24 protein-coding genes and 1 pseudogene are annotated in these 20,675 nt (G+C 65.2%); 17 read left to right on the forward strand and 8 right to left on the reverse strand.

Annotation, left to right across the window (positions count from 1 at the left end; all coding sequences use genetic code 11):
- Positions 1–171: 171 nt before the first annotated feature.
- Positions 172–1,152 (reverse strand): MBL fold metallo-hydrolase, encoded by a 981-nt coding sequence (locus EI171_RS04875; protein WP_161532732.1) that lies wholly within the window; start codon positions 1,150–1,152, stop codon positions 172–174.
- Positions 1,153–1,552: 400 nt separating this feature from the next.
- Here EI171_RS04875 and ffh point away from each other — a divergent pair, with 400 nt between their 5' ends.
- The 3 genes from ffh (at position 1,553) to rimM (ending at position 4,049) form a co-directional block, all read left to right on the forward strand.
- A complete protein-coding gene (gene ffh, locus EI171_RS04880) occupies positions 1,553–3,100 on the forward strand; it encodes a signal recognition particle protein (protein ID WP_028174885.1) in 1,548 nt (515 codons plus the stop codon).
- Between the two features lie 85 nt (positions 3,101–3,185).
- A complete protein-coding gene (rpsP, locus tag EI171_RS04885) occupies positions 3,186–3,518 on the forward strand; it encodes a 30S ribosomal protein S16 (RefSeq protein ID WP_011083313.1) in 333 nt (110 codons plus the stop codon).
- Between the two features lie 9 nt (positions 3,519–3,527).
- Positions 3,528–4,049 carry a ribosome maturation factor RimM gene (gene rimM, locus EI171_RS04890; protein WP_161532733.1) on the forward strand — a complete coding sequence of 174 codons (522 nt, stop codon included), beginning with the start codon at positions 3,528–3,530 and terminating at the stop codon, positions 4,047–4,049.
- Between the two features lie 6 nt (positions 4,050–4,055).
- Here rimM and EI171_RS04895 read toward each other — a convergent pair whose 3' ends face one another.
- Positions 4,056–4,967, reverse strand: coding sequence for a LysR substrate-binding domain-containing protein (locus EI171_RS04895; RefSeq protein WP_161536925.1), 912 nt, complete (start codon positions 4,965–4,967; stop codon positions 4,056–4,058).
- A 128-nt stretch (positions 4,968–5,095) separates the two neighbouring features.
- On the opposite strand from EI171_RS04895, the gene EI171_RS04900 reads away from it, so the two are divergent.
- The 5 genes from EI171_RS04900 (at position 5,096) to EI171_RS04920 (ending at position 9,652) form a co-directional block, all read left to right on the forward strand.
- Positions 5,096–6,319 carry an MFS transporter gene (locus EI171_RS04900; protein WP_011083316.1) on the forward strand — a complete coding sequence of 408 codons (1,224 nt, stop codon included), beginning with the start codon at positions 5,096–5,098 and terminating at the stop codon, positions 6,317–6,319.
- 48 nt (positions 6,320–6,367) lie between these two features.
- On the forward strand, positions 6,368–7,123 hold the full coding sequence (gene trmD, locus EI171_RS04905) for a tRNA (guanosine(37)-N1)-methyltransferase TrmD (RefSeq protein WP_028174889.1): 756 nt from the start codon (positions 6,368–6,370) through the stop codon (positions 7,121–7,123).
- Positions 7,124–7,233: 110 nt separating this feature from the next.
- Positions 7,234–7,614, forward strand: a complete 381-nt coding sequence (gene rplS, locus EI171_RS04910) for a 50S ribosomal protein L19 (protein WP_011083318.1) — start codon at positions 7,234–7,236, stop codon at positions 7,612–7,614.
- 327 nt (positions 7,615–7,941) lie between these two features.
- Positions 7,942–9,348, forward strand: coding sequence for a 3-isopropylmalate dehydratase large subunit (gene leuC / locus EI171_RS04915; RefSeq protein WP_011083319.1), 1,407 nt, complete (start codon positions 7,942–7,944; stop codon positions 9,346–9,348).
- Between the two features lie 94 nt (positions 9,349–9,442).
- Positions 9,443–9,652: a hypothetical protein gene (locus tag EI171_RS04920; protein WP_028174890.1), complete on the forward strand. Its 210-nt coding sequence runs from the start codon at positions 9,443–9,445 to the stop codon at positions 9,650–9,652.
- Between the two features lie 116 nt (positions 9,653–9,768).
- On the opposite strand, the gene EI171_RS04925 is transcribed toward EI171_RS04920, so the two are convergent.
- Positions 9,769–10,317, reverse strand: a complete 549-nt coding sequence (locus tag EI171_RS04925) for a hypothetical protein (protein ID WP_161532734.1) — start codon at positions 10,315–10,317, stop codon at positions 9,769–9,771.
- Positions 10,318–10,503: 186 nt separating this feature from the next.
- Between EI171_RS04925 and EI171_RS04930 the strand changes: the two genes are divergently transcribed.
- Positions 10,504–10,803: a DUF1330 domain-containing protein gene (locus tag EI171_RS04930; protein ID WP_161532735.1), complete on the forward strand. Its 300-nt coding sequence runs from the start codon at positions 10,504–10,506 to the stop codon at positions 10,801–10,803.
- 4 nt (positions 10,804–10,807) lie between these two features.
- Here the strand turns inward: EI171_RS04930 and EI171_RS04935 are convergent, their stop codons facing one another.
- The gene (locus EI171_RS04935) at positions 10,808–11,089 is read right to left on the reverse strand and encodes a hypothetical protein (RefSeq protein WP_246740454.1); all 282 of its coding nucleotides are present in this window, start codon (positions 11,087–11,089) and stop codon (positions 10,808–10,810) included.
- 228 nt (positions 11,090–11,317) lie between these two features.
- On the opposite strand from EI171_RS04935, the gene EI171_RS04940 reads away from it, so the two are divergent.
- On the forward strand, positions 11,318–11,527 hold the full coding sequence (locus EI171_RS04940; RefSeq protein ID WP_161532736.1) for a hypothetical protein: 210 nt from the start codon (positions 11,318–11,320) through the stop codon (positions 11,525–11,527).
- Between the two features lie 8 nt (positions 11,528–11,535).
- Here EI171_RS04940 and EI171_RS04945 read toward each other — a convergent pair whose 3' ends face one another.
- Positions 11,536–11,826 carry a hypothetical protein gene (locus EI171_RS04945; RefSeq protein ID WP_161532737.1) on the reverse strand — a complete coding sequence of 97 codons (291 nt, stop codon included), beginning with the start codon at positions 11,824–11,826 and terminating at the stop codon, positions 11,536–11,538.
- Positions 11,827–11,998: 172 nt separating this feature from the next.
- Here EI171_RS04945 and EI171_RS04950 point away from each other — a divergent pair, with 172 nt between their 5' ends.
- The 4 genes from EI171_RS04950 to EI171_RS04965 all read left to right on the forward strand — a co-directional run bounded on the left by EI171_RS04950 (position 11,999) and on the right by EI171_RS04965 (position 14,613).
- Positions 11,999–12,397: a metallopeptidase family protein gene (locus EI171_RS04950; RefSeq protein ID WP_060909695.1), complete on the forward strand. Its 399-nt coding sequence runs from the start codon at positions 11,999–12,001 to the stop codon at positions 12,395–12,397.
- Positions 12,398–12,478: 81 nt separating this feature from the next.
- On the forward strand, positions 12,479–13,084 hold the full coding sequence (leuD, locus tag EI171_RS04955; RefSeq protein WP_027543922.1) for a 3-isopropylmalate dehydratase small subunit: 606 nt from the start codon (positions 12,479–12,481) through the stop codon (positions 13,082–13,084).
- Between the two features lie 81 nt (positions 13,085–13,165).
- Positions 13,166–13,951: a hypothetical protein gene (locus tag EI171_RS04960; RefSeq protein ID WP_011083327.1), complete on the forward strand. Its 786-nt coding sequence runs from the start codon at positions 13,166–13,168 to the stop codon at positions 13,949–13,951.
- 242 nt (positions 13,952–14,193) lie between these two features.
- Complete coding sequence (locus EI171_RS04965) at positions 14,194–14,613, forward strand: hypothetical protein (RefSeq protein WP_028174902.1); 420 nt, start codon at positions 14,194–14,196, stop codon at positions 14,611–14,613.
- A gap of 49 nt (positions 14,614–14,662) precedes the next feature.
- Here the strand turns inward: EI171_RS04965 and EI171_RS04970 are convergent, their stop codons facing one another.
- On the reverse strand, positions 14,663–16,378 hold the full coding sequence (locus EI171_RS04970) for a caspase family protein (protein ID WP_049832545.1): 1,716 nt from the start codon (positions 16,376–16,378) through the stop codon (positions 14,663–14,665).
- Between the two features lie 67 nt (positions 16,379–16,445).
- Complete coding sequence (locus EI171_RS04975; RefSeq protein WP_028174903.1) at positions 16,446–17,327, reverse strand: CoA ester lyase; 882 nt, start codon at positions 17,325–17,327, stop codon at positions 16,446–16,448.
- Between the two features lie 111 nt (positions 17,328–17,438).
- Here EI171_RS04975 and EI171_RS04980 point away from each other — a divergent pair, with 111 nt between their 5' ends.
- On the forward strand, positions 17,439–18,083 hold the full coding sequence (locus EI171_RS04980) for a carbonic anhydrase (protein ID WP_060909692.1): 645 nt from the start codon (positions 17,439–17,441) through the stop codon (positions 18,081–18,083).
- 104 nt (positions 18,084–18,187) lie between these two features.
- Here EI171_RS04980 and EI171_RS04985 read toward each other — a convergent pair.
- A pseudogene (locus tag EI171_RS04985) lies at positions 18,188–19,221 on the reverse strand (aspartate-semialdehyde dehydrogenase).
- A gap of 116 nt (positions 19,222–19,337) precedes the next feature.
- On the opposite strand from EI171_RS04985, the gene EI171_RS04990 reads away from it, so the two are divergent.
- Together EI171_RS04990 and EI171_RS04995 are read left to right on the forward strand one after the other, a co-directional pair.
- Positions 19,338–20,117 carry a hypothetical protein gene (locus tag EI171_RS04990; protein WP_161532738.1) on the forward strand — a complete coding sequence of 260 codons (780 nt, stop codon included), beginning with the start codon at positions 19,338–19,340 and terminating at the stop codon, positions 20,115–20,117.
- Between the two features lie 156 nt (positions 20,118–20,273).
- Complete coding sequence (locus EI171_RS04995) at positions 20,274–20,660, forward strand: hypothetical protein (protein WP_028174905.1); 387 nt, start codon at positions 20,274–20,276, stop codon at positions 20,658–20,660.
- The last annotated feature ends 15 nt before the right edge of the window (positions 20,661–20,675 follow it).

Genomic DNA, 20,675 nt, shown 5'->3' on the forward strand with positions numbered 1-20,675 from the left:
GCGAAGGCCGGGATCCATACCGCGTGATCTTTCGGTAGGCGCAGGTCGCCGTACCGCGGGAAGACTGAAAACGACGAGTCTTCGTCAAACATCTTGCTGTGGGTATGGGTCCCGGGCTCGCGACTTCGTCGCGCCCCGGGACGACGAGCTGTATGGGTGGCGACAGCGGAGCTAAATCTCCACCACCTGCCCCGGCTTCATCGCGACGAACCGCTGCTGCGGAATCTGCGCGGCATCCAGCGCCTCGACCAGCGCTTTCGCAGGTGCGTCGATCGCCTCGTCCGTCAGCTGGAAAGTGCCGTGATGATGCCCGAGCGCGTCCTGCGCGCCGCAATCGAGCAGCGCCTTCACGGCATCTTCCGGATTCATGTGCTGGTCGCGCATGAACCAGCGCGGCTCGTAGGCGCCGATCGGGAGGATCGCCAGGCGTAACGGCCCGTGCTTCTCCGCGACGCGGCGAAAATGTCTGCCATCGCCATAGCCGGAATCGCAGACGACGTAGATTTTCCCGGCGGGCGTCTCCAACACAAAACTCGCCCACAGCGCCTTGTTGCGATCGAACAGGCCGCGCGCCGTCCAGTGCCTCGTCGGGACCAGATGCACCGCGATGCCGCCGCCGAGCTCGACGCGGTCGTGCCAGTCGAACGCCTCGGCCTTGATCGACGAGTCGGTGCTGCGCATCGTCACGTCATTGCCGAGCGGCGTGACCACCCGCGGAGCAAAATTCTTGGCGAGGCGCGACAGCGTCGCGATGTCGAGATGATCGTAGTGCCCGTGCGAGACCAGCACGACGTCGATCTTCGGCAGCTTCTCGAAGGCGATGCCGGGATCGTTGTGCCGCTTCGGGCCGGCAAAGCCGACGGGCGACACCCGCGAGGACCAGACGGGATCAACGAGGATGTTGAGGCCACCGGCCTGGATCAGCCAGCTGGCGTGACCGACGAAGGAGAGCCGCGCCTTGCCGCCGTCGACGCGCTCCGGCGGGGTGTCGGCATGGGGGCTCGGAGCCCAATCCGGCCAGGCCGCCCGCTGCCGCTTGCCGCTGAACTGCCAGCGCAGCACCTCGCGAAGCGGTTTCGGCGGCGCGCCGTCGGGATCGAAGAAGTGCAGGCCGTTGAAATGGTCGGAGGTGGGACCGTCATAGGTCTTCATGCGGGACATCCAGAGGAGGGGACGCCGACCAGCGCACCGGCTCCGGCAAGCAGTCCGAAAAGGCGGCGGCGGGCGACCGGCACCGGCGGGATTCTAGGGATGGTCGGGACGGCAAGACATCACCGCCTATATGGGCGGGGCCGCCAGAAAAGGAACCCATCGCCAAAAGGGTCATAATTTCAGAGCCTTGCCCTACCAGGGGCGTTCCGGCGCCCTAACTTTCCTTGACTTTTGGGCGGGAGCGGCGTTTAACCCCGCCACTTTCTCGGAAAGGCTTTCTTTTCGACCCGCCGACTGGCCCTGGAGGCCAGAGGTCAACGCCCGACAGCGCTATGCGCCCTCGGGCGCAAAGGTGTTTGGAAGATCGTCTTTTTGACGAGCAGGACAAGGGACAACGGCATTGTTCGACAATCTGTCGGAACGGCTTGGCGGCATCCTCGATCGTCTGACGGGGCGCGGGGCGCTGACCGAAAAGGACGTCGACGCCGCGATGCGCGAGGTGCGCCGCGCGCTGCTGGAGGCCGACGTTGCGCTCGAAGTCGTGCGCAGCTTCACCGAACGCGTCCGCGAGCAGGCGATCGGCGCCACCGTCGTCAAGTCGGTGACCCCCGGCCAGATGGTGGTCAAGATCGTCCATGACGAGCTGATCAACACGCTCGGCGCCGAAGGCCAGACCATCGACATCAATTCCGTGCCGCCGGTGCCGATCATGATGGTCGGCCTGCAGGGCTCCGGTAAGACCACCACCACCGCGAAGCTCGCCCGCCGCATGGTCCAGCGCGACAAGCGCAAGGTGCTGATGGCCTCGCTCGACGTCTATCGCCCGGCGGCGATGGAGCAGCTGGCCGTGCTCGGCCGCGATCTCGACATTCCGACCCTGCCGATCGTGGCGGGACAGCAGCCGGCGCAGATCGCAAAGCGCGCGCTGGAAGCCGGCAAGCTCGGCGGCTACGACGTCGTGCTGCTCGACACCGCCGGCCGCACCACGCTCGACGAAGACATGATGGCGGAAGCCGCAGCCATCAAGGCTGCCGCGAATCCGCATGAAGTGCTGCTGGTCGCGGACTCGCTCACCGGCCAGGACGCCGTCAATCTTGCCCGCGCCTTCGACGAGCGCGTCGGCCTCACCGGCATCGTGCTGACCCGCGTGGACGGCGACGGCCGCGGCGGCGCCGCGCTGTCGATGCGTGCCGTCACCGGCAAGCCGATCAAGCTGATCGGCACCGGTGAAAAGACCGACGCGCTGGAGGACTTCCATCCCGACCGTATCGCCGGCCGCATCCTCGGCATGGGCGACGTGGTGTCGCTGGTCGAACGTGCCGCCGCCAACATCGACGCCGAAAAGGCCGCGCGCACCGCCGAGCGCATGCGCAAGGGTCAGTTCGACCTCAACGACATGCGCGAGCAGCTGTCGCAGATGGCCAATATGGGCGGCATCAGCGGCCTGATGGGCATGATGCCCGGCATCTCCAAGATGAAGAACCAGATCGCTGCCGCGGGGATCGATGACAAGATCTTGAAGCGCCAGGTCGCGATCATCGATTCCATGACGCGCGACGAGCGCCGTCATCCCGACCTGCTCAAGGCCAGCCGCAAGAAGCGCATCGCCGCAGGCAGCGGCCAGAGCGTCGAGCACGTCAACAAGCTGCTCAAGATGCACCGGAACATGGCCGACGTGATGAAGGCCATGGGCTCGGGCAAGCGCGGCCCGCTCGCCGGCATCGCCCAGGCGATGGGCTTTGGCGGCGGCATGAAGATGCCTTCGCCCGAAGAGATGAAGGCGATGCAGGAGAAGATGCAAAGCGGCGGCGGACAAGGCCTGCCGAATTTGCCGAAGGATTTGCCGCCCGGTCTTCGCACCGGCCTGCCGAACCTTCCTGGACTGACCGGGCTGAGCGGCAAGCCGACGCTGCCGGGCCTCGGCGGTTTCCCGGGCAAGAAGAAATGAGGAATTCGTCGCACGGGATCGCATCGGTCTCGCGCAACGCGGAATACCAATCAACCGAACAAAACGTACTTTGAAGGAGAACTGAATGTCCGTCGTTATCCGCCTCGCCCGCGCAGGCACCAAAAAGCGTCCCGTCTATCACGTCGTCGTCGCCGACTCGCGCTTTCCGCGCGATGGCCGCTTCATCGAGCGTCTCGGCTACTTCAACCCGCTGCTGCCGAAGGACAACGAGGCGCGCCTCAAGCTCGACATGGAGAAGGTGAAGGCCTGGGTCGCCAAGGGCGCGCAGCCGTCGGACCGCGTGTCGCGTTTCCTCGACGCCGCCGGCGTCAAGAAGCGCGAAGCGCGCAACAACCCGCAGAAGGCCGTGCCGCGCAAGGAGCGCAAGGCGCAGGCCGAAGCTGCCGCGAAGGGTTAAGGCCAGACCATGTCGGCGCTGGTCTGCGTCGCGCGGATCGGCGCCGCGCATGGTGTGCGCGGTGCGGTCAAATTGTGGACCTTCACCGAAGATCCCTTCGCCATCAAGCGCTACGGTCCGCTTCTGTCCAAGGACGGCAAGCGCCAGTTCGAGGTCACGCAGGCGCGCGAGGCGAAGGATCATCTGGTCGCGACGTTCAAGGGCGTCACGACCCGCGATGAGGCCGAGCGCCTCAACGGCATCGAGCTCTACGTCGCGCGCGAAAAGCTGCCCGCGACCGACGAGGACGAATATTACCACACCGATCTGATCGGGCTCGCCGCCGTCACCACGGACGGCGAGCCGCTCGGCCGCGTGCTCGCGATCCATAATTTCGGCGCCGGCGACATCATCGAGATCGCGCCGCCGAAGGGCACGTCCCTGCTGCTGCCGTTCTCCAACGCGGTGGTGCCGGAGGTCGATATAGCCGGCGGCCGCGTCGTGATCGCGCTGCCGCAGGAGATCGCGGGCGAGGAGGCCGAAGAGCGCTAACCGCGCTCAGCCCGTCTGGCGGCCCTGCTGCTCGAGCCAGTCGCAGAACACCGCGCGATGCGGATCGTCGTCGCGCCCTTCGGGAAAGTAAGCAAAATAGCTGCGGGCCGGCAGGCTGATGTCCGGGAACGGCGTCAGCAGGCGCCCGGCGGCGAGATCGTCGGCGATCAGTGCCGTCGGTCCCATGGCGACGCCGAGGCCGTCGAGCGCCGCCTGGAGCGTCAGATAGAAATGATCGAAGGTCAGCGACGCCGCGCCCTCCAGCGCGGACTCGCCTGCATCGGTCAGCCAGTCGCGCCACAGCCGCGGCATCGAGGTGACGTGCAGCAGCGTATGCCGGCTGAGATCCGCAACCTCGGTTAGCGGCAGCTTCGCAAGCAGAGCGGGACTGCACACCGGCAGCCGCTGCTCCGACAACAGGAAGCGCGACGCAAAGCCGTGAAAGGTGTCGGGGCCGCCGCGGATCACCACGTCGAACAGCTCGGGCAAGGCATCCACGGGATCGTTCGACGTCGACAGCCGCACCTCGATATCGGGATGCTCGGCACGAAACCTTGTCATGCGCGGCAACAGCCAGCGCAGGCTGAATGTCGCTAGCGCGTTGACGCGCAGCACCGCGGCCGGCGCCTCGCCGCGACGCTTGCGATGCTGCTGCACGGCGGCCGAGACCCGATCGAGCGCGGGCGCGAACTCCGCGAGCAGCGCGGCGCCAGCCGGCGTCAGCACCACCCGCCGCACCGATCGCCGGAACAGCGCCGGCGGCCCGAGCCAGGTCTCGAGCAGGCGGATCTGCTGGCTGACCGCGCCATGGGTCACGCCAAGCTCGCCGGCCGCCTCCTTGAAGCTGCCAAGCCGGGCCGCCGCCTCGAAGGCACGGACAGCGTTCAGGGGCGGCAGGCTGCGGCGAGGAACGAACATGGCCATACAATAGAATTTCTAGCGCATGATCCGATTATTACTGGTTTGTGACGGATTCTTGAAGGCCGCATAGTGGAGGCCAAAGCACTCACATAGCTTCGTCTTTCGACTGCTTTTGGTTTGAGATCGTGGCAATTCTCCCCTCAGGTTTTCTATCGCAATCGCAAACGGCCCCTCCCGGCGAGGAGACGCTGAGCAAGCCGCGCCGCACCCTGGCGGCGACCGGCATCAACCACGCCCTGCACGATGGCTACACCGACCTGATCTATGTGCTGCTGCCGGTCTGGCAGGCCGAATTCGCGCTCAGCTACGGGCTACTGGCGGTGATGCGCGGGCTCTATTCCGGCGCCATGGCCGGGCTGCAAATCCCGGTCGGCCGCCTCGCCGAGCGGATCGACGGCAAGATCCTGCTCGCGCTCGGCACGCTGCTCGCCGCGCTCGGCTATGTCCTGGCCGGACTGTCCGGCGGCGTCATGGGACTGGGCCTTGCGCTCCTCATATCCGGCGCGGGTTCGAGCACGCAGCATCCGCTCGCCTCGGCCGCAGTGTCGCGCGCCTATGGCAAGGCGGCGCGCGGACCGCTCGGCATCTATAATTTCAGCGGCGATCTCGGCAAGGCGGCACTCCCGGCCCTGACCGCGGTGCTGCTGGTGATCATGTCGTGGCGGCACGCGCTGCTTCTGGTCGCACTGATGGGCCTAGTCGTTGCGCTCTGCCTCGCGGTGCTGATGCCGGCTGTCGGCAAGGGGTTTGCGCACAAATCAGCGGTCACGACGCAAGGCACGCATGCCGGCCGCGGCGGCTTCTCCTGGCTGCTCGCGATCGGGATTCTCGACAGTGCGGTGCGGATGGGCTTCCTCACCTTCCTGCCGTTCCTGCTGCGCGACAAGGGCGCCTCGCTGCCGACGAGCGGCTTTGCGCTGGCGATGGTCTTCATCGGCGGCGCCGCCGGCAAATTCACCTGCGGCTGGCTCGGCGAACGCGTCGGCACGATCCGCACCGTGCTTCTCACCGAGGGCGGCACCGCCGCGCTGATCCTCGCGGTGCTCGCATTGCCGCTGATCCCGGCGATCATCGTGCTGCCGCTGCTCGGCGTGATGCTCAACGGCACGTCCTCGGTTCTCTACGGCACGGTCCCCGAGCTCACATCGCCCCATCGCACCGAGCGCGCCTTCGCGCTGTTCTACACCGGCACGATCGGATCGGGCGCCATCGCGCCGGTGCTCTACGGCCTGCTCGGCGACGCCGTCGGTCCGACGCTGGCAACCGCGGCGACGGCCGTCACGGCGCTTGCGATCTGCCCGCTCGCGCTGGTGCTGGCATCGCATCTGCCGAATGACCGGCGAGCCTGAGGAATCCGAGGCCTCGACCTGTCGGCCGCAATGCCCTAACCAGCGGCGATGACGACTTCCTCACCCTGGCGCGCGACGGTGCTGACGCTGTTTCCGGAGATGTTTCCGGGACCGCTCGGCGTGAGCCTGGCCGGCCGCGCGCTGGCCTCCGGGCTCTGGCAGCTCGAGGCACGGGACATCCGGGCCTCGGCGACCGACCGCCATCGCAGCGTCGACGATACCCCGGCCGGCGGCGGCCCGGGCATGGTGCTGCGGGCGGATGTTCTGGCGGCCGCCATCGACGCGGCGGAGATCGGTTCGGAACGCCCCCGCCTGCTGATGAGCCCGCGGGGTCGGCCATTGACCCAGGCTCGCGTCGTGGAGCTCGCCCGGGGCCCCGGCCCCCTGATCGTCTGCGGGCGGTTCGAGGGGATCGACCAGCGGGTGATCGACGGGCGGGGCCTGGAGGAGGTCTCGATCGGCGATTACGTGCTCTCCGGGGGCGAAATCGCGGCCCTGGCGCTGATTGACGCCTGCGTCCGGCTGCTGCCGGGCGTGATGGGCAAGGAAGCCTCGGGAACCGAGGAAAGCTTCTCCGACGGCCTGCTCGAATACCCCCAATATACCCGCCCGCAGCTGTTCGAAGGGGTTCCGATCCCCGAGATCCTGACCTCCGGCGACCACGCCAAGGTCGCGGCCTGGCGGCGGGCCGAAGCCGAGGCTCTGACGGCGGCCCGGCGGCCCGATTTATGGGCCCAGATCCCGGTCAAGGCTCCGAATCGGGCCGGTCGCCAAAAAACGCCAAAAAACAAGACAGACGGGTGACAAACGCTCCGGCTTGCCTTATAGCAGCGGCCAAATCCGCAATGGCTGGATAGACGAATTTTGCGCAGCCCCCGTTTGAAAAGGCTGGGCGCGCCGATGGAGATTTACCCATGAACCTGATCAAGCAGCTCGAACAAGAGCAATTCGACAAGCTGTCCGCCGGCAAGGACATTCCGGAATTCGGTCCCGGCGACACCGTGATCGTCAACGTGAAGGTCGTCGAAGGCGACCGCACTCGCGTGCAGGCCTATGAAGGCGTCTGCATCGGCCGTTCCGGCGGTGGCCTCAACGAGAGCTTCACCGTGCGCAAGATTTCGTACGGCGAGGGCGTCGAGCGCGTGTTCCCGGTGATGTCGCCGATGATCGACTCGATCAAGGTCGTGCGCCGCGGCAAGGTGCGTCGCGCCAAGCTCTATTACCTCCGCAACCTTCGCGGCAAGTCGGCCCGCATCGTCGAGAAGCAGGACCGCCAGGCTGCCGTCGGCGAGTAAGCTCCGCCCACCAGGCAAGTTTCGAAGAGCGCGGGGCCGAACGCCCCGCGCTTTTTTGTTGCGTCAGCCGTGCGCGTCAAAGCCCTCGCGCTTCCAAATCTCCCTGCTATATATTCTTGGAATGTTTCCAGATCTGACCAGCCTCGCCCCCGTCAAGCGCATCGTCATCGACGATCGCTCGCGGCTGCCTGGCCGGTTCTTCGGACGCTTCGCGACCTCGGCAACGTCAGAGCTTACGCGCGCAGCCTAAAAGCTGCGCCGACGATTTTGTTGCCCGCGCGCCATCCGCGCATATCCGCTGACACAACATTCCCGGAGCTCAAGCTCATGTCCAAGCCGACCACATTGTACGACAAGATCTGGAACGACCATCTGGTGCACGAAGCCGACGACGGCACCTGCCTGCTCTATATCGACCGCCATCTGGTGCACGAGGTGACCTCGCCGCAGGCGTTCGAAGGCCTGCGCGCGACCGGGCGCAAGGTTCACGCGCCGGAAAAGACACTCGCCGTCGTCGACCACAACGTGCCGACCACCGACCGCACCAAGCCGAATCCGGATCCGGAGAGCATCGAGCAGATCAAGGCGCTGGCCGACAATGCCAGGGAATTCGGCATCGAATATTACAACGAGTTCGACAAGCGCCAGGGCATCGTCCACGTCATCGGCCCCGAGCAGGGCTTCACCCTGCCCGGCACCACCATCGTCTGCGGTGACAGCCACACCTCGACGCATGGCGCGTTCGGCGCGCTCGCGCACGGCATCGGCACCTCCGAGGTCGAGCACGTGCTGGCGACACAGACGCTGATCCAGAAGAAGGCCAAGAACATGCGCGTCACCGTCGACGGCAAATTGCCTGACGGTGTGACCGGCAAGGACATCATCCTCGCCATCATCGGCGAGATCGGCACCGCGGGCGGCACCGGCTACGTGCTGGAATACGCCGGCGAGGCGATCCGCGCGCTCAGCATGGAAGGCCGCATGACGGTCTGCAACATGTCGATCGAAGGCGGCGCCCGCGCCGGCCTCGTCGCGCCCGACCAGAAAGCCTACGACTTCCTGCGTGACCGCCCCAAGGCGCCGAAGGGCGCGGCCTGGGACGCGGCGATGCGCTATTGGGAGAAACTGCGCTCCGACGACGGCGCGCATTTCGACCACGAGCTGCGCCTCGACGCTGCAAAGCTGCCGCCGATCGTGACCTGGGGCACCTCGCCGGAGGACGTCATCTCGGTGACCGGCATCGTGCCCGACCCCGACAAGATCGCGGACGAGGCCAAGCGTCTCTCTAAGCACCGCGCTCTGAAGTACATGGGCCTGACGGCGGGGACGAAGATCACCGACATCAAGCTCGATCGCGTCTTCATCGGCTCCTGCACCAACGGCCGCATCGAGGATCTGCGCGCCGCCGCCAAGATCGCGGAAGGCAAGCAGGTCTCCGCTAGCGTCAACGCCATGGTGGTGCCGGGCTCCGGCATCGTGAAGGAGCAGGCCGAGGCCGAGGGTCTGGACAAGATCTTCATCAAGGCCGGCTTCGAATGGCGCGAGCCGGGTTGCTCGATGTGCCTGGCCATGAACCCGGACAAGCTGAAGCCGGAAGAGCGCTGCGCCTCGACCTCGAACCGCAATTTCGAGGGCCGCCAGGGCTTCAAGGGCCGCACGCATCTGGTGTCGCCGGCGATGGCGGCGGCAGCTGCGATCGCGGGTCACTTCGTCGACGTCAGGGAGTGGCGCTAAGCCGCTCCCCGCAATTTGAGCTAAAGCGGCAAACCGCCGTTAATCGCCAGCGCCGACACTGCGTCCTCGCGACGACTTCGCGAGGACACGCCTGATGGCCAACAAGCCTGAATATGTCGATCTGATCAGCGAGGCGACCCGCCAGCACCGGCGGCGCGCGACACCCTTGCGCATCGTCGCCAAGCCGGAGGTCGAGGAGACCTCAAAGCTCAGCCGCTGGCCGCCGGCGATGTTCAAGCAGTGGAAGCTCGAGAACCTGATGCGGTGGAAAGCTTCGTCGTGGAAGCTGAAGGATTGGCTCTGAATCAAAGAGCGCCACTATCCGCAGTCATTCCGGGGCGACCATAGGGCGAACCCGGAATCTCGAGATTCCGGGTCTGGCGCTGACGCGCCATCCCGGAATGACGGCGCTAACTCACATCACCAATAGCGGTACGGATAGTGCCAGCGATGCCAATGGTGCCAGCGGCAGATGCGGCGCGGGCCGTAATAGGTCCAGATGATCCGGCAGCGGCGCGGATAGTGGTAGTAGGGATAGTAGCCGCCGTAATAATAGCGCCGGTGGAAGTGGCGATAGCCGTAGTGCGGGCGATAGATTCCGTAGCGATGATAGCCGCCATAGTGGTGGATTCCGCCGTAGCGAATGCCGCCGCCGTGAAAGGCCGGCGCGGCACGGAAGCCGCCGCCATGGAAGCCGCCGCCATGGAAGCCGCCAAAATGTCCTCCGCCACCGCGGAAGCCGCCGCCGCCGCCGTGAAAATGTCCGCCACCACCATATCCCCCGCCGCCGTGGCGAACCTGCGTGACGAGGTCGTCGCTTGCGGCCTTCGCTGCCGGCAACGCCGTCGGATTGATTGGAGTCATCGCCTCGGCGCGGCGCGCCGTCCCGGCCGACAGCATCAGCGTGGCAACGGCCGCCAGCCCGAGCAAGCGTATCGGGCCTGTCCCAACACCCAGAATCCTCAGCATCGAATTCTCCTGAACCTGGACAGCGGCATTGCGGCGCAGCGCCTCGCGCCACCGCTGCTCATTTGGCTGTTCATTCGCGGTCGCTCCCAAGATTAAATTAGGGACAGCGACGTGAACGCGTCATGAATGAACGATGTTGCGGGCAACGCGCCGCGGCGCAGTGCCGCGATGGGAGGAATTCTTGCAATGACTGTCTACGCGATCGCGCAATTGAAGATGACGGACCGCGCGGCCTATGACCGCTACCAGGCGCGGTTCTTCGATGTGTTCAGGAAGTACAGCGGGCGGCTTCTCGCGGCCGACGAACAGCCCCGCGTGCTCGAAGGCGCCTGGCCCTATGACAAACTTGTCATGATGTCGTTTCCCGACGAAGCCGCGTTTGTTGCCTTCTCCAACTCAGCCGACTACGAGGACATCTCGCGCGATCGCAAGGCGGGCGCGCAGGCGACCGTGCTGCTGGTGAAGGGATTTGCGCCTGCCGGCTAGCGCGTCACCACCACGGTCCGAAACCGAGCACGAAGGGAGCGGGCACACCGTAGGGATAGGGACGGTAGTAGACAGGCCGCGCGTAGTAGCGCGGATCACGGGACGCAGAGTGCCGCGCAATGTCGTAATGTCGCGCGTGTCGTCGCGCATCAAAAACTGCGATCCCCGCCGAGGCATCCGGCTTCGTCATTCTCTGCACCGCGGAAGCGCGAGGCATGGCGGCGGCGAGCCCAACGATAACGGCCAATGCAATCCATCGCGTCATGACGACCTCCGCGCCCAGCATGCGGGCTTCGTTCTTGCGGTGCACGCGCTGACCAGGCGTTACGACACAAGGATTAGGGCCGGACCCTAGAGCCTTGAGACTGAATAGGCTATGGATGAACGCGCCCCGGACATGAATGCAGAGGGCGCGCGACAAGTTCCTGAGTCCCGGCGCAACATTTCAGGCGCTGCCAAAACCGGCCGTCAGCGACGAACGTATCTTCTGGTCGAGCGAATGCAGGAGATGGTCATGCCGAATTCCAGCGGATTGCGGATATCTCGCCTCGTGATCGCAGCGAGCCTTGCACTCGGCGCGAGCTCGGCGGTTGCCGCGCAGGGACCGGGCGTCGAGGCCGGCGCGGCAAGCCCGCTGACTCAGCTCGTGATGACGATCCTGGTCTATGGCGCGTCCGCAGCTGTCGTCGGCGCCGGCCTGATCGGCGCGCTCCGCGGGCATTGAAGGGGGCGTCAGCCTCGGCGCCAGTAGCAGCTCATATGCGGCACGATCACCGTGCCGCTGGGCCGGTATTCCTGCACATAGGTCGCGTTGCACTCGCGGATCGCATCGGGACCGGGATTGTAGCGCGGATAGACGCCGTCCGGGCTGTAATAGGGCGTGACACGCAGGCGCGCCGGAGGGCGCCTGCGTGGCGGCGGCGCGTCGGGCGAGACGGCCTGGGCCAGTCGGATTTCAGGGGCGGCCGTCTGCGTCTGGGCATTGGCTCCGCCGCCGACAAAAAAAGTCGAAAACAACCCCATGCACAGTAGAACCAGAACTGCTGTTCCCGCCCGCATCGCACCACCACTGACCTGAGCCAACCCCTTGATGCGCCGTACGCTCCTCGTTTTCGCGCGCGGCGTCAACGCTCCTTCTTGGCCCGATCCTATAAAGCGGGATGCAACGCCGCGGAACCCGCGCTAAGAGAAGTCCATGTGGACGGAATTGAAAGCGCCCTCGCTGGCCGAGATGGAAGCGATGGCCCATGACGTGTTCGAGCGCCTGCCGGCGGAGTTTCGCGGGCTGTGCGAGGGCGTGATCATCCGCGTCGACGACTTCCCCACCGAGGAGGTCCTGGACGAGATGGAATGCGAGAGCGAGTTCGACCTGCTCGGCCTGTTCCAGGGCATCGGCCTGCCCCAGCAGAGTTTTGGCGACGTGGCGCGGCTGCCCAACATGGTCTGGCTCTACCGCCGGCCGATCCTGGACTACTGGGCCGAGCACGACGAGAGCCTCGGCCATATCGTCCGCCACGTCCTGATCCACGAGATCGGCCACCATTTCGGCCTCTCGGACGACGATATGGCGGCGATCGAGGCCAAAGCAGACTAGATCTGCCGAATTCGGCCTAGGATTCGGTCCCCGATCGCGATAAATACCTGTTCCCCCTGAACCACCCGGGAAAGCGCAACCATGGACAAGTTCACCACGCTGGAAGGCGTCGCGGCGCCGCTGAAGATCATCAATGTCGACACCGACATGATCATTCCGAAGCAGTACCTCAAGACCATCAAGCGCACCGGCCTTGGCAAGGGGCTCTTCTCCGAGCAGCGCTACAAGGACGACGGCAGCGAGAACCCTGATTTCGTCCTCAACCAGCCCGCCTATCGCAATACCAAGGTGCTGGTGGCCGGCGACAATTTCGGCTGCGGCTCGAGCCGCGAGCACGCGCCCTGGGCGCTGCTCGACTTCGGCATCCGCTGCGTGATCTCGACCTCGTTCGGCGACATCTTCTACAACAACTGCTTCAAGAACGGCATCCTGCCGATCCGCGTTGCCCAGGAAGACCTCGACAAGCTGTTCGACGACGCCGAGCGCGGCGCCAACGCGACGTTGACGATCGACCTGCCGAACCAGGAGATCCGCGGCCCCGACGGCGGCAAGGTCAAGTTCGAGATCGACCCGTTCCGCAAGCACTGCCTGATCAACGGCCTCGACGACATCGGTCTCACCATGGAGAAGAAGGCCTCGATCGACACCTACGAGGACAAGCTCAAGCGCGAACGCGCCTGGGCGTGATCTCGACATCCGGTTCAAGCCCCGGTGCTGATTGCGCCGGGGCTTTTTCTTTGCCCTGATTATCCCCTATAGCTTCCGCGCATGCTGCCCGACATCGTCACCTTCTGGCACGGCCCGATGGACGCCCTGCGCCAGACCTGTCTGCGCTCGCAACTTGCGGCCGGCCACAAGGTCACGGTCTACAGTTTCGACACCATTCCCGGCCTGCCGGCAGGCATCGAGAATGCCGAGGCCGAAGCGATCCTCCCGCACGCATTCTCAGAGCGCTTGCGGCCGCCGCAACCCGACGGAAGCTGGCGCGACTGGACCACGCTTCAATTCAGCGACTTCTTCCGCATGAAGCTGATGGCGAAAGGCCTCGGCCTCTGGCTCGACGCCGACGTGCTGCTCCTAAGGCCTGTCGAGATCGATCCGGCAAAGCCCTACTTCGCCTGGGAGCGGCCGCGCCAGCTCGGCAATTCCGTGATCTACCTGCCGCCCGGGCACGGCATCGTTGCCGCTTTCGAGGAGCTGATGGAGCAGGAGGAGCTGACGCCGAACTGGCTGTCGGTGCGCCATCGCATCACCTTCATGATGCGCCGCCTGCGCGGCGGCTCGAACCGCCTCTCCGATATTCGCGTTGCGATCTTCGGGCCCGCGGCGCTGACCGCGCTGGCGCGTCGCACGGGTGAATTGCAGAACGCGCTGCCGAAGCAGTCGTTCTACGCCGTGCATGCCGAGCCAAAATTGTTCTTTGATCCCTCGAGCTATCTCGGCCTCGTCACCAACCCCGAGATCATCGGCCTGCACATTTCGCCCAAGGGGCGCGGTAGCGAAAAACCGATCCCGGGCAGCCTGTATGCCTGGGCGGCGGAGCGGTTCGGCTAGCTGTCGCGCAGGAAGTGCGCTCCCTCTCCCGCTTGCGGGAGAGGGTTGGGGAGAGGGTGTCTCCGCAGGCGAGCCCCCCAAGAGGAGAAAGCCCTCACCCGGCGCTTCGCGCCGACCTCTCCCGCAAGCGGGAGAGGTTGACCACCTCGCAGCCCGCTCTTCCTGTTTGATCCAGCGCAACGCGCTCCTGCATCATTGTGCCTAATCTGGTTCCAATTTCACGACCCCAAGAGGAGCCTCGCATGAGCACCGCAAGCAGGCCTTATCCCATCGTTCAGGATCTCATCGACTCCTTTGCGAGCTGGCTGAAGCATCGCCGCGAGATGAACGAAATGCGGCAGCTCGACCGCGCCGATTTCGACCGGATCGCGAGCGATCTCAGGATCGCGCCTGATGATCTCGAAGAGCTGGTCCGCCATGGCAAGCACGCCGCCGATGAGCTGCCCAAGATGCTGGAGCAGCTCGGCATCAGTGCGGAAGGGCTCGGACGCGCGCAGCCGCTGCTGCTGCGCGACATGGAGCGGGTCTGCTCGCTCTGCGGTCACAAGGGACAGTGCGACCGCGATCTCGCCGACGGCACCGCCGCGGAGAACTACCACGGTTATTGCGGCAATGCCGCGACGCTGGAATCGCTCGAGCGCGCAGACGTGGAGACGCATTGAGCGGTCGTCCGCACCGATCGATGCCCTGGCGACGGACGCGTCGCCGGCGCTAGATCACACCGGTTCGCGCGCAAGCCTCGCGCCGGGCAAATCCCTTCACGAGCTTCCTGCAGGCGCGATAACGCTCTTCCATGCTCGCGCCGCCGACGCTCGCCGGAGCGTGCGGCTCGGCAGTGCTCTCCTTTCTGACGGGATGCGGCTGCGAGGTCTTTTCGCGCTTGGTTGAAGGCTCGACATCCTCCGGCACCGGCACAAGCTGCCAGACCGGACGAAGCTCTATGCTCGCCGTCTCGGATGGCTTCTCCTTCCTGAAGGAAGAGAGGGCCAGAACGTTCTTCTCCATCCTGACCGTAACTGGCGTCCCGGTGATCGAGAATTTGTTGTCCGTAATGTACTCTGCGAACGATTGATACCCGGCCTCGTCTTTGACCCACGATGCCTTTGTCGGCGGCCCCCAGAGATAGTACCCCTTGGCCAATCCCGTGGCGGACACCTCGGTAACGATCAGCATGGCATAGCGTCCCTTGCCATTCGTCCACCCACGCTTGTTGGACCACACGCCAACAAATTTGGAATCGGATTTGGGCTGGACGTCGTGACCGGACGAGATCGTGAAGCTCGGCAGCTTGAGCTGCTGCGCGGCCGCGATGGCAGCAACTTTCTGGTTATCCTCGGGCGCAAAAACGTTTCGGACGACGGCTTTCGTATCTGGTCCCTGGCGCCGGCTCGCATCCGATGCCGGAGAGGCGGTGAGGGACGGCACGGCCGCCACTTCGCTGGCCTTGAGATCCTTGATCCGCTGGCGAGCCTCTGCAGCATGGCCGCTGCGCGGATATCTTGCCAGAAACTCCTCAAACAGGCCCGCCACGGTCGACGTCTGGATCGCCAGCCAAAACTTCTCGTCCTCTGCGGGAGCCGCGGCCGCCGGCGGTGATGCGGCTGGCGCCTGAGCGCTCGCGGCAGGCGCCTTCAGGTAGATCTCCTCCTTCGACAGGGAGCCGTACACGAAGGGCTGCTGTTCGCGTTTGGTCGCCGCCATCACGTCGTCGCGGACCCGGCGAAACAGAAACGATATCTCGAGGCCCGGTGTTTCAATGTGGCGAAGCAACGACGCGGTAAAGGGGCTGTTCCGGCCATCGCCGTCACTCGCCGTGGTGCCGTCGCGGGCGGCGTAGGCAATCAGAACATTGTCGGAGGGCTCAGTCGGCGCGAGCCCACGAGCTACGGCCCGGGTGGCGATCGACCGCTTCATCTTCGCTGCGAACGGATTGTTGCGGCACGCGTCGAGAATGACTAGGCCCAGCTTCCGGGCCTTCGAGACCTGAAGGCTCACGGAGCGCAGGCTGATGGCCTCGCTCTCGATGTCGGTGTCGCTGCGCAGCTCTGCGCTAACCGGAATCAGCCAGTTCTCGCCGCTGACCTCCATGCCGTGCCCCGCGTAGAACACCACGGCGAGATCGGCTCCCTCGGCAGCCCGGCCGAACTCGACGACGGCCTTCCTCATCTCTTGCGCGTTGGCGTTCTTGACCTGAGTAATCTTGAAATCGAGACGCTCGAGGGCGCGGCCGATGTCGGCCGCATCGCGCGTCGGGTTCGGCAACTCAGGCACTTTCTCATAGGCGCCGTTGCCGATGACGAGCGCAACCCGGGCCTGCTGTGCAAGCGCTGGCGAGACGAAGGAGAGTGACGAGGCGAGGAGGACGGCGACCCAAAAAATGCGCATCAAATACTTGCCCGGATCAAATATCGGGCGCGAGCGTAGCATTGTCCGTCACCACCGCAACGGGAAAAGCTGCGGTCGCTTAGGGACGACTTGAATGCGACCGGGTCGCTCAGCCCTTGCTCATCGCGGCGATCGCGTCCGCGATCTCGATGGTACGCTTGGCCATGTCGGCGTGGAGCCGCTCGACCATCGCACCGTCGAGGCGGATCGCGCCGCGCGAGACGTTCTCGGGCAATTCGAACGCCGCGATGATTTTTCGCGCGCGCGCGACTTCCTCTTCCGGCGGCGTGAAGATCGCGTTGCAGGCTTCGATCTGCGAGGGGTGGATCAGCGTCTTGCCGTCGAAGCCGAGGTCGCGGCCCTGCGCACATTCGGTGGCGAAACCGTCGGAATTGTTGATGTCGCTGTAGGGGCCGTCGAGGATTTCGAGGCCGTGGGCGCGCGTCGCCAGGATGCAGTGGGTGATCATCGGGATCATCGCGGCGCGGCCGGGCAGCATCTTGATGCGCGTCTCGCGCGAGATGTCGTTCGGGCCGAACACGAAACCGGAGAGGCGGCTCGTTGGATTGCGCCCGGCGGCGGCCAGCTCCTCGGCATGGAGCACGGCGCGCGCAGTCTCGATCATGGCCCAGACCTTCACGGTCGGCGCGGCTCCGAGCTCGGCGAGGCGGCGGCCGATCGCGTCGAGATCTTCGACGCTTGAAACTTTTGGAACCAGGATGCCGTCAGGCGATGCCTTGGCCGCCATCGCGACGTCATCGGCCCACCAGGGCGTATCGAGACCGTTGGTCCGGATCAGGATCTCGCGCTTGCCGAACCCCTTGGCCGCGATCGCGGCGGCGATTCCGTCGCGTGCCGCCGCCTTGGCGTCAGGGGCGACGGAATCCTCGAGATCGAGGATCAGGCCGTCGGCGGCCAGATTCCGCGCCTTCTCCAGCGCACGAGGGTTAGAGCCGGGCATGAACAGATGGCTGCGGCGCGGGCGGGTCATGCGAATGGTCCTTCCGGTTTCCTCATATCTCTTCTGACCTGAGCCGATAGCATCTGGCATGCCTATTCGAAAGGCTTGTTCGCCCCTGCGGCATATGGTTAGGCATAGGCCATGGTCACATTCCCGAAGCATTTGCTGGAAGGCTACCAAGCCTTCGCCACCCAGCGGCTGCCGACCGAGCAGAGCCGCTACCGTGAACTGTCGGTGAAGGGGCAGTTCCCGGAAGTGATGGTGATCGGCTGCTGCGACAGCCGCGTCTCGCCCGAGGTGATCTTCGACGTCGGCCCGGGTGAATTGTTCGTCGTCCGCAACATCGCCAACCTGGTGCCGGTGTATCAGCCCGACGGCAACGCGCACGGCGTCTCGGCCGCGCTCGAATATGCCGTGACGGTGCTGAAGGTGAAGCACATCGTGGTGCTCGGGCACGCGCAATGCGGCGGCATCCGCGCCTTCGTCGACAAGATCGAGCCGCTCACCCCCGGCGACTTCATCGGCAAATGGATGCAGATGTTCATCAAGCCCGGCGAAGTGGTCGAGCAGCGCGACCACGAATCGATGGCGCAATTCGTCGAGCGCATCGAAAAGGCCGCGGTGTTCCGCAGCCTGGAAAACCTGATGACCTTCCCGTTCGTGCAGAAGGCGGTCGATGCCGGCCAGATGCAGACCCACGGCGCCTATTTCGGCGTCGCGGAGGGATCGCTGTTCGTGCTGGACAAGGTCGCGAAGGAATTCCGCAGCGTCAAGGACGCGGCGTAGTCTTGTAGGGTGGGCAAAGGCGCAACGCGCCGTGCCCACCATCTTTCCCGGTTGCGACGAAGGTGGTGGGCACGCTTCGCTTTGCCCACCCTACGAGAGCTTCGTTACGCCGCCTTCTTCTTCGCGCTGATCAGCTTTCGGTTGATCAGCACTTCGGCGATCTGGATCGCGTTGAGCGCGGCGCCCTTGCGCAAATTGTCGGACACACACCACAGTACGAGGCCGTTCTCCACTGTCGCGTCCTCGCGGATGCGGCTGATATAGGTCGCGTCCTCGCCGGCGCTTCATACGGCGTGGCGTAGCCGCCGGGCTCATGCTTGTCGATGACGAGGCAGCCCGGCGCCGTGCGCAGGATGTTGCGCGCTTCGTCGGCGCTGATCGGATTCTCGAACTCGATGTTGACGGCCTCGGAGTGGCCGACGAAGACAGGCACGCGCACGCAGGTCGCGGAGAGCTTGATCTTGGGATCAAGAATCTTCTTGGTCTCCATCATCATCTTCCACTCTTCCTTGGTGTAGCCGTCCTCCATGAAGACGTCGATCTGGGGAATGATGTTGAAGGCGATGCGCGCGGGAAACTTCTTATTGACGATCTCGCTGTTGGTGTAGACGGCCTTGGTCTGCGAGAACAATTCGTCCATCGCATCCTTGCCGGCGCCCGACACCGATTGATAGGTCGAGACCACGACGCGCTTGATGGTCGCCTTGTCGTGCAGCGGCTTCAGCGCGACCACGAGCTGCGCCGTCGAGCAGTTCGGGTTGGCGATGATGTTCTTCGTCTTGAAGCCCGCGGCCGCATCCGCGTTCACCTCGGGCACGATCAGCGGCACGTCCGGGTCCATGCGCCAGGCCGAGGAATTGTCGATCACGACCGCGCCGGCGGCGCCGATCTTCGGCGACCATTCCTTCGACACCGAGCCGCCGGCCGACATCAGGCAGATGTCGACGTCGGAGAAGTCGTAGTGCTCGAGTGCTTTGACCTTCAGGGTGCGGTCGCCATAGGAGACCTCGACGCCGACGCTGCGGCGTGACGCGAGGGCCACGACCTCGTCCGCGGGGAATTTGCGCTCATCGAGGATGTTGAGCATTTCCCGTCCGACATTGCCGGTCGCGCCGACGACTGCGACTTTGTAACCCATCGTTCACTCTCCGATGAAAAAGCCCGTTCCCGAAGCTGACGCTTAAACAGGAAGAGCAGCGCTTCTATGCGAGAACCGGCCTCAAGACAACGTTGGACCATGCCCGAAGGCCGTGGATGCAGTCGCCTGAGGCCAGCACGGCCGCAACTCCCACCCAGATCCATCTGGCGCTCGCCAACTTCGCCGACGAGGTCGTCGGCACGCTGGCGCGCCTGTTCGCCTATGTGGGGACGCTGGTGCTGTTTGCCATCCTGGGCCTTGCGGCCTTGGGTCAGCTCCCGAGCCTGCGCGACGACGATCCGGCGCTGAAGCCGGGCTGGAGCGTGGCCGACCACTCGCATCCGGCCTTCGCCATCAGCCGGCTAAATTCATCAGATAAAACAGCCACTTATACCATCCTACGACATCCCGAAGGTGGCCGCCGGGACGTGATGCGCTGGACTGGCGAGGCGGACCGGCCCGTCGCCGAGCTCGATATTTACCGGGAAGGCGGCGAATTCGACGTGGCGCGCCCGGCCACAGCAGACCTGGCCGTCCAGATGGGACTTGGTGCGGCCGCCCCGCTCGAGCAGGCCGGCCTGATCGACACGAAATTCGGCCCGGTCGCCCTGTACCGGCCGACCGGCACGGCGCAGGCGTGCCTTGGCTATCTCAAGCGCAGCGAGGAGCCGGCGCTCCAGCTCTCCGGCTTCTCCTGCCAGGGCGATACGCTGCCCGCCCGGCGCGCGGCCATCGCCTGCACGCTGAACCGGCTGACGCTGCTCACCTCGGGCAACGAGCCGAAGCTGGCGGAATTGTTCGCCCGTGCCGAGCTCAAGCGCAGGGGTTGCGACCCCCAGGGCTCGCCGGACTGGCTGCTGGGCGCCGCGAACGCGCAATTGCGCGGGGCGCTTTGACCGGCATCAAGCTCAAGTGGCTGGTATTCATGCAACTTTTGCCGGCGCGCACGATTATTCCGCCCTGGTGTGACCCAATAGACCTAGTTGCGGCCACCCCGACCGGGCTAGTATGGGTCGAAATCGACTGGCGGCTTGCCGCCTGAAGGGGACGTGATGAGCTCGAAATTTTCTGCCGCGAACAAATTGGCGACGTTGCTTGCGGCGGGCGCCGCGATTGCCATGGTCTTCGCGGCACCGGCTTCGGCCGACACCAGGACCAAGCAGCGCTATGACGATCGCGGCCGGCCCGTTTACGGCCCGAGCGGCCCCAACACGGTCTATCAGCAGGGACGCACCCGCATCTATGTGAGCAAGCGCTCCTGGCTCGACGGCGGCACCGAGGTCAATCCGGGCGATCGCAAGTTCTCCGACTACGCCTTCCCGCCGGCGGTGGGCTATCCGTCCTTCGCCCGCGAGAACCTCAACCGCCCGATCGATCGCCAGCCGCTGTCCCCGCCGTCCGATGTCGGCGGCTATCCGCAGAACTTCCCGCTGTACTGAGGCGGACGCAGGCAC

It is taken from the genome of Bradyrhizobium sp. LCT2, from assembly GCF_009931255.1.
Lineage (GTDB): Bacteria > Pseudomonadota > Alphaproteobacteria > Rhizobiales > Xanthobacteraceae > Bradyrhizobium > Bradyrhizobium diazoefficiens.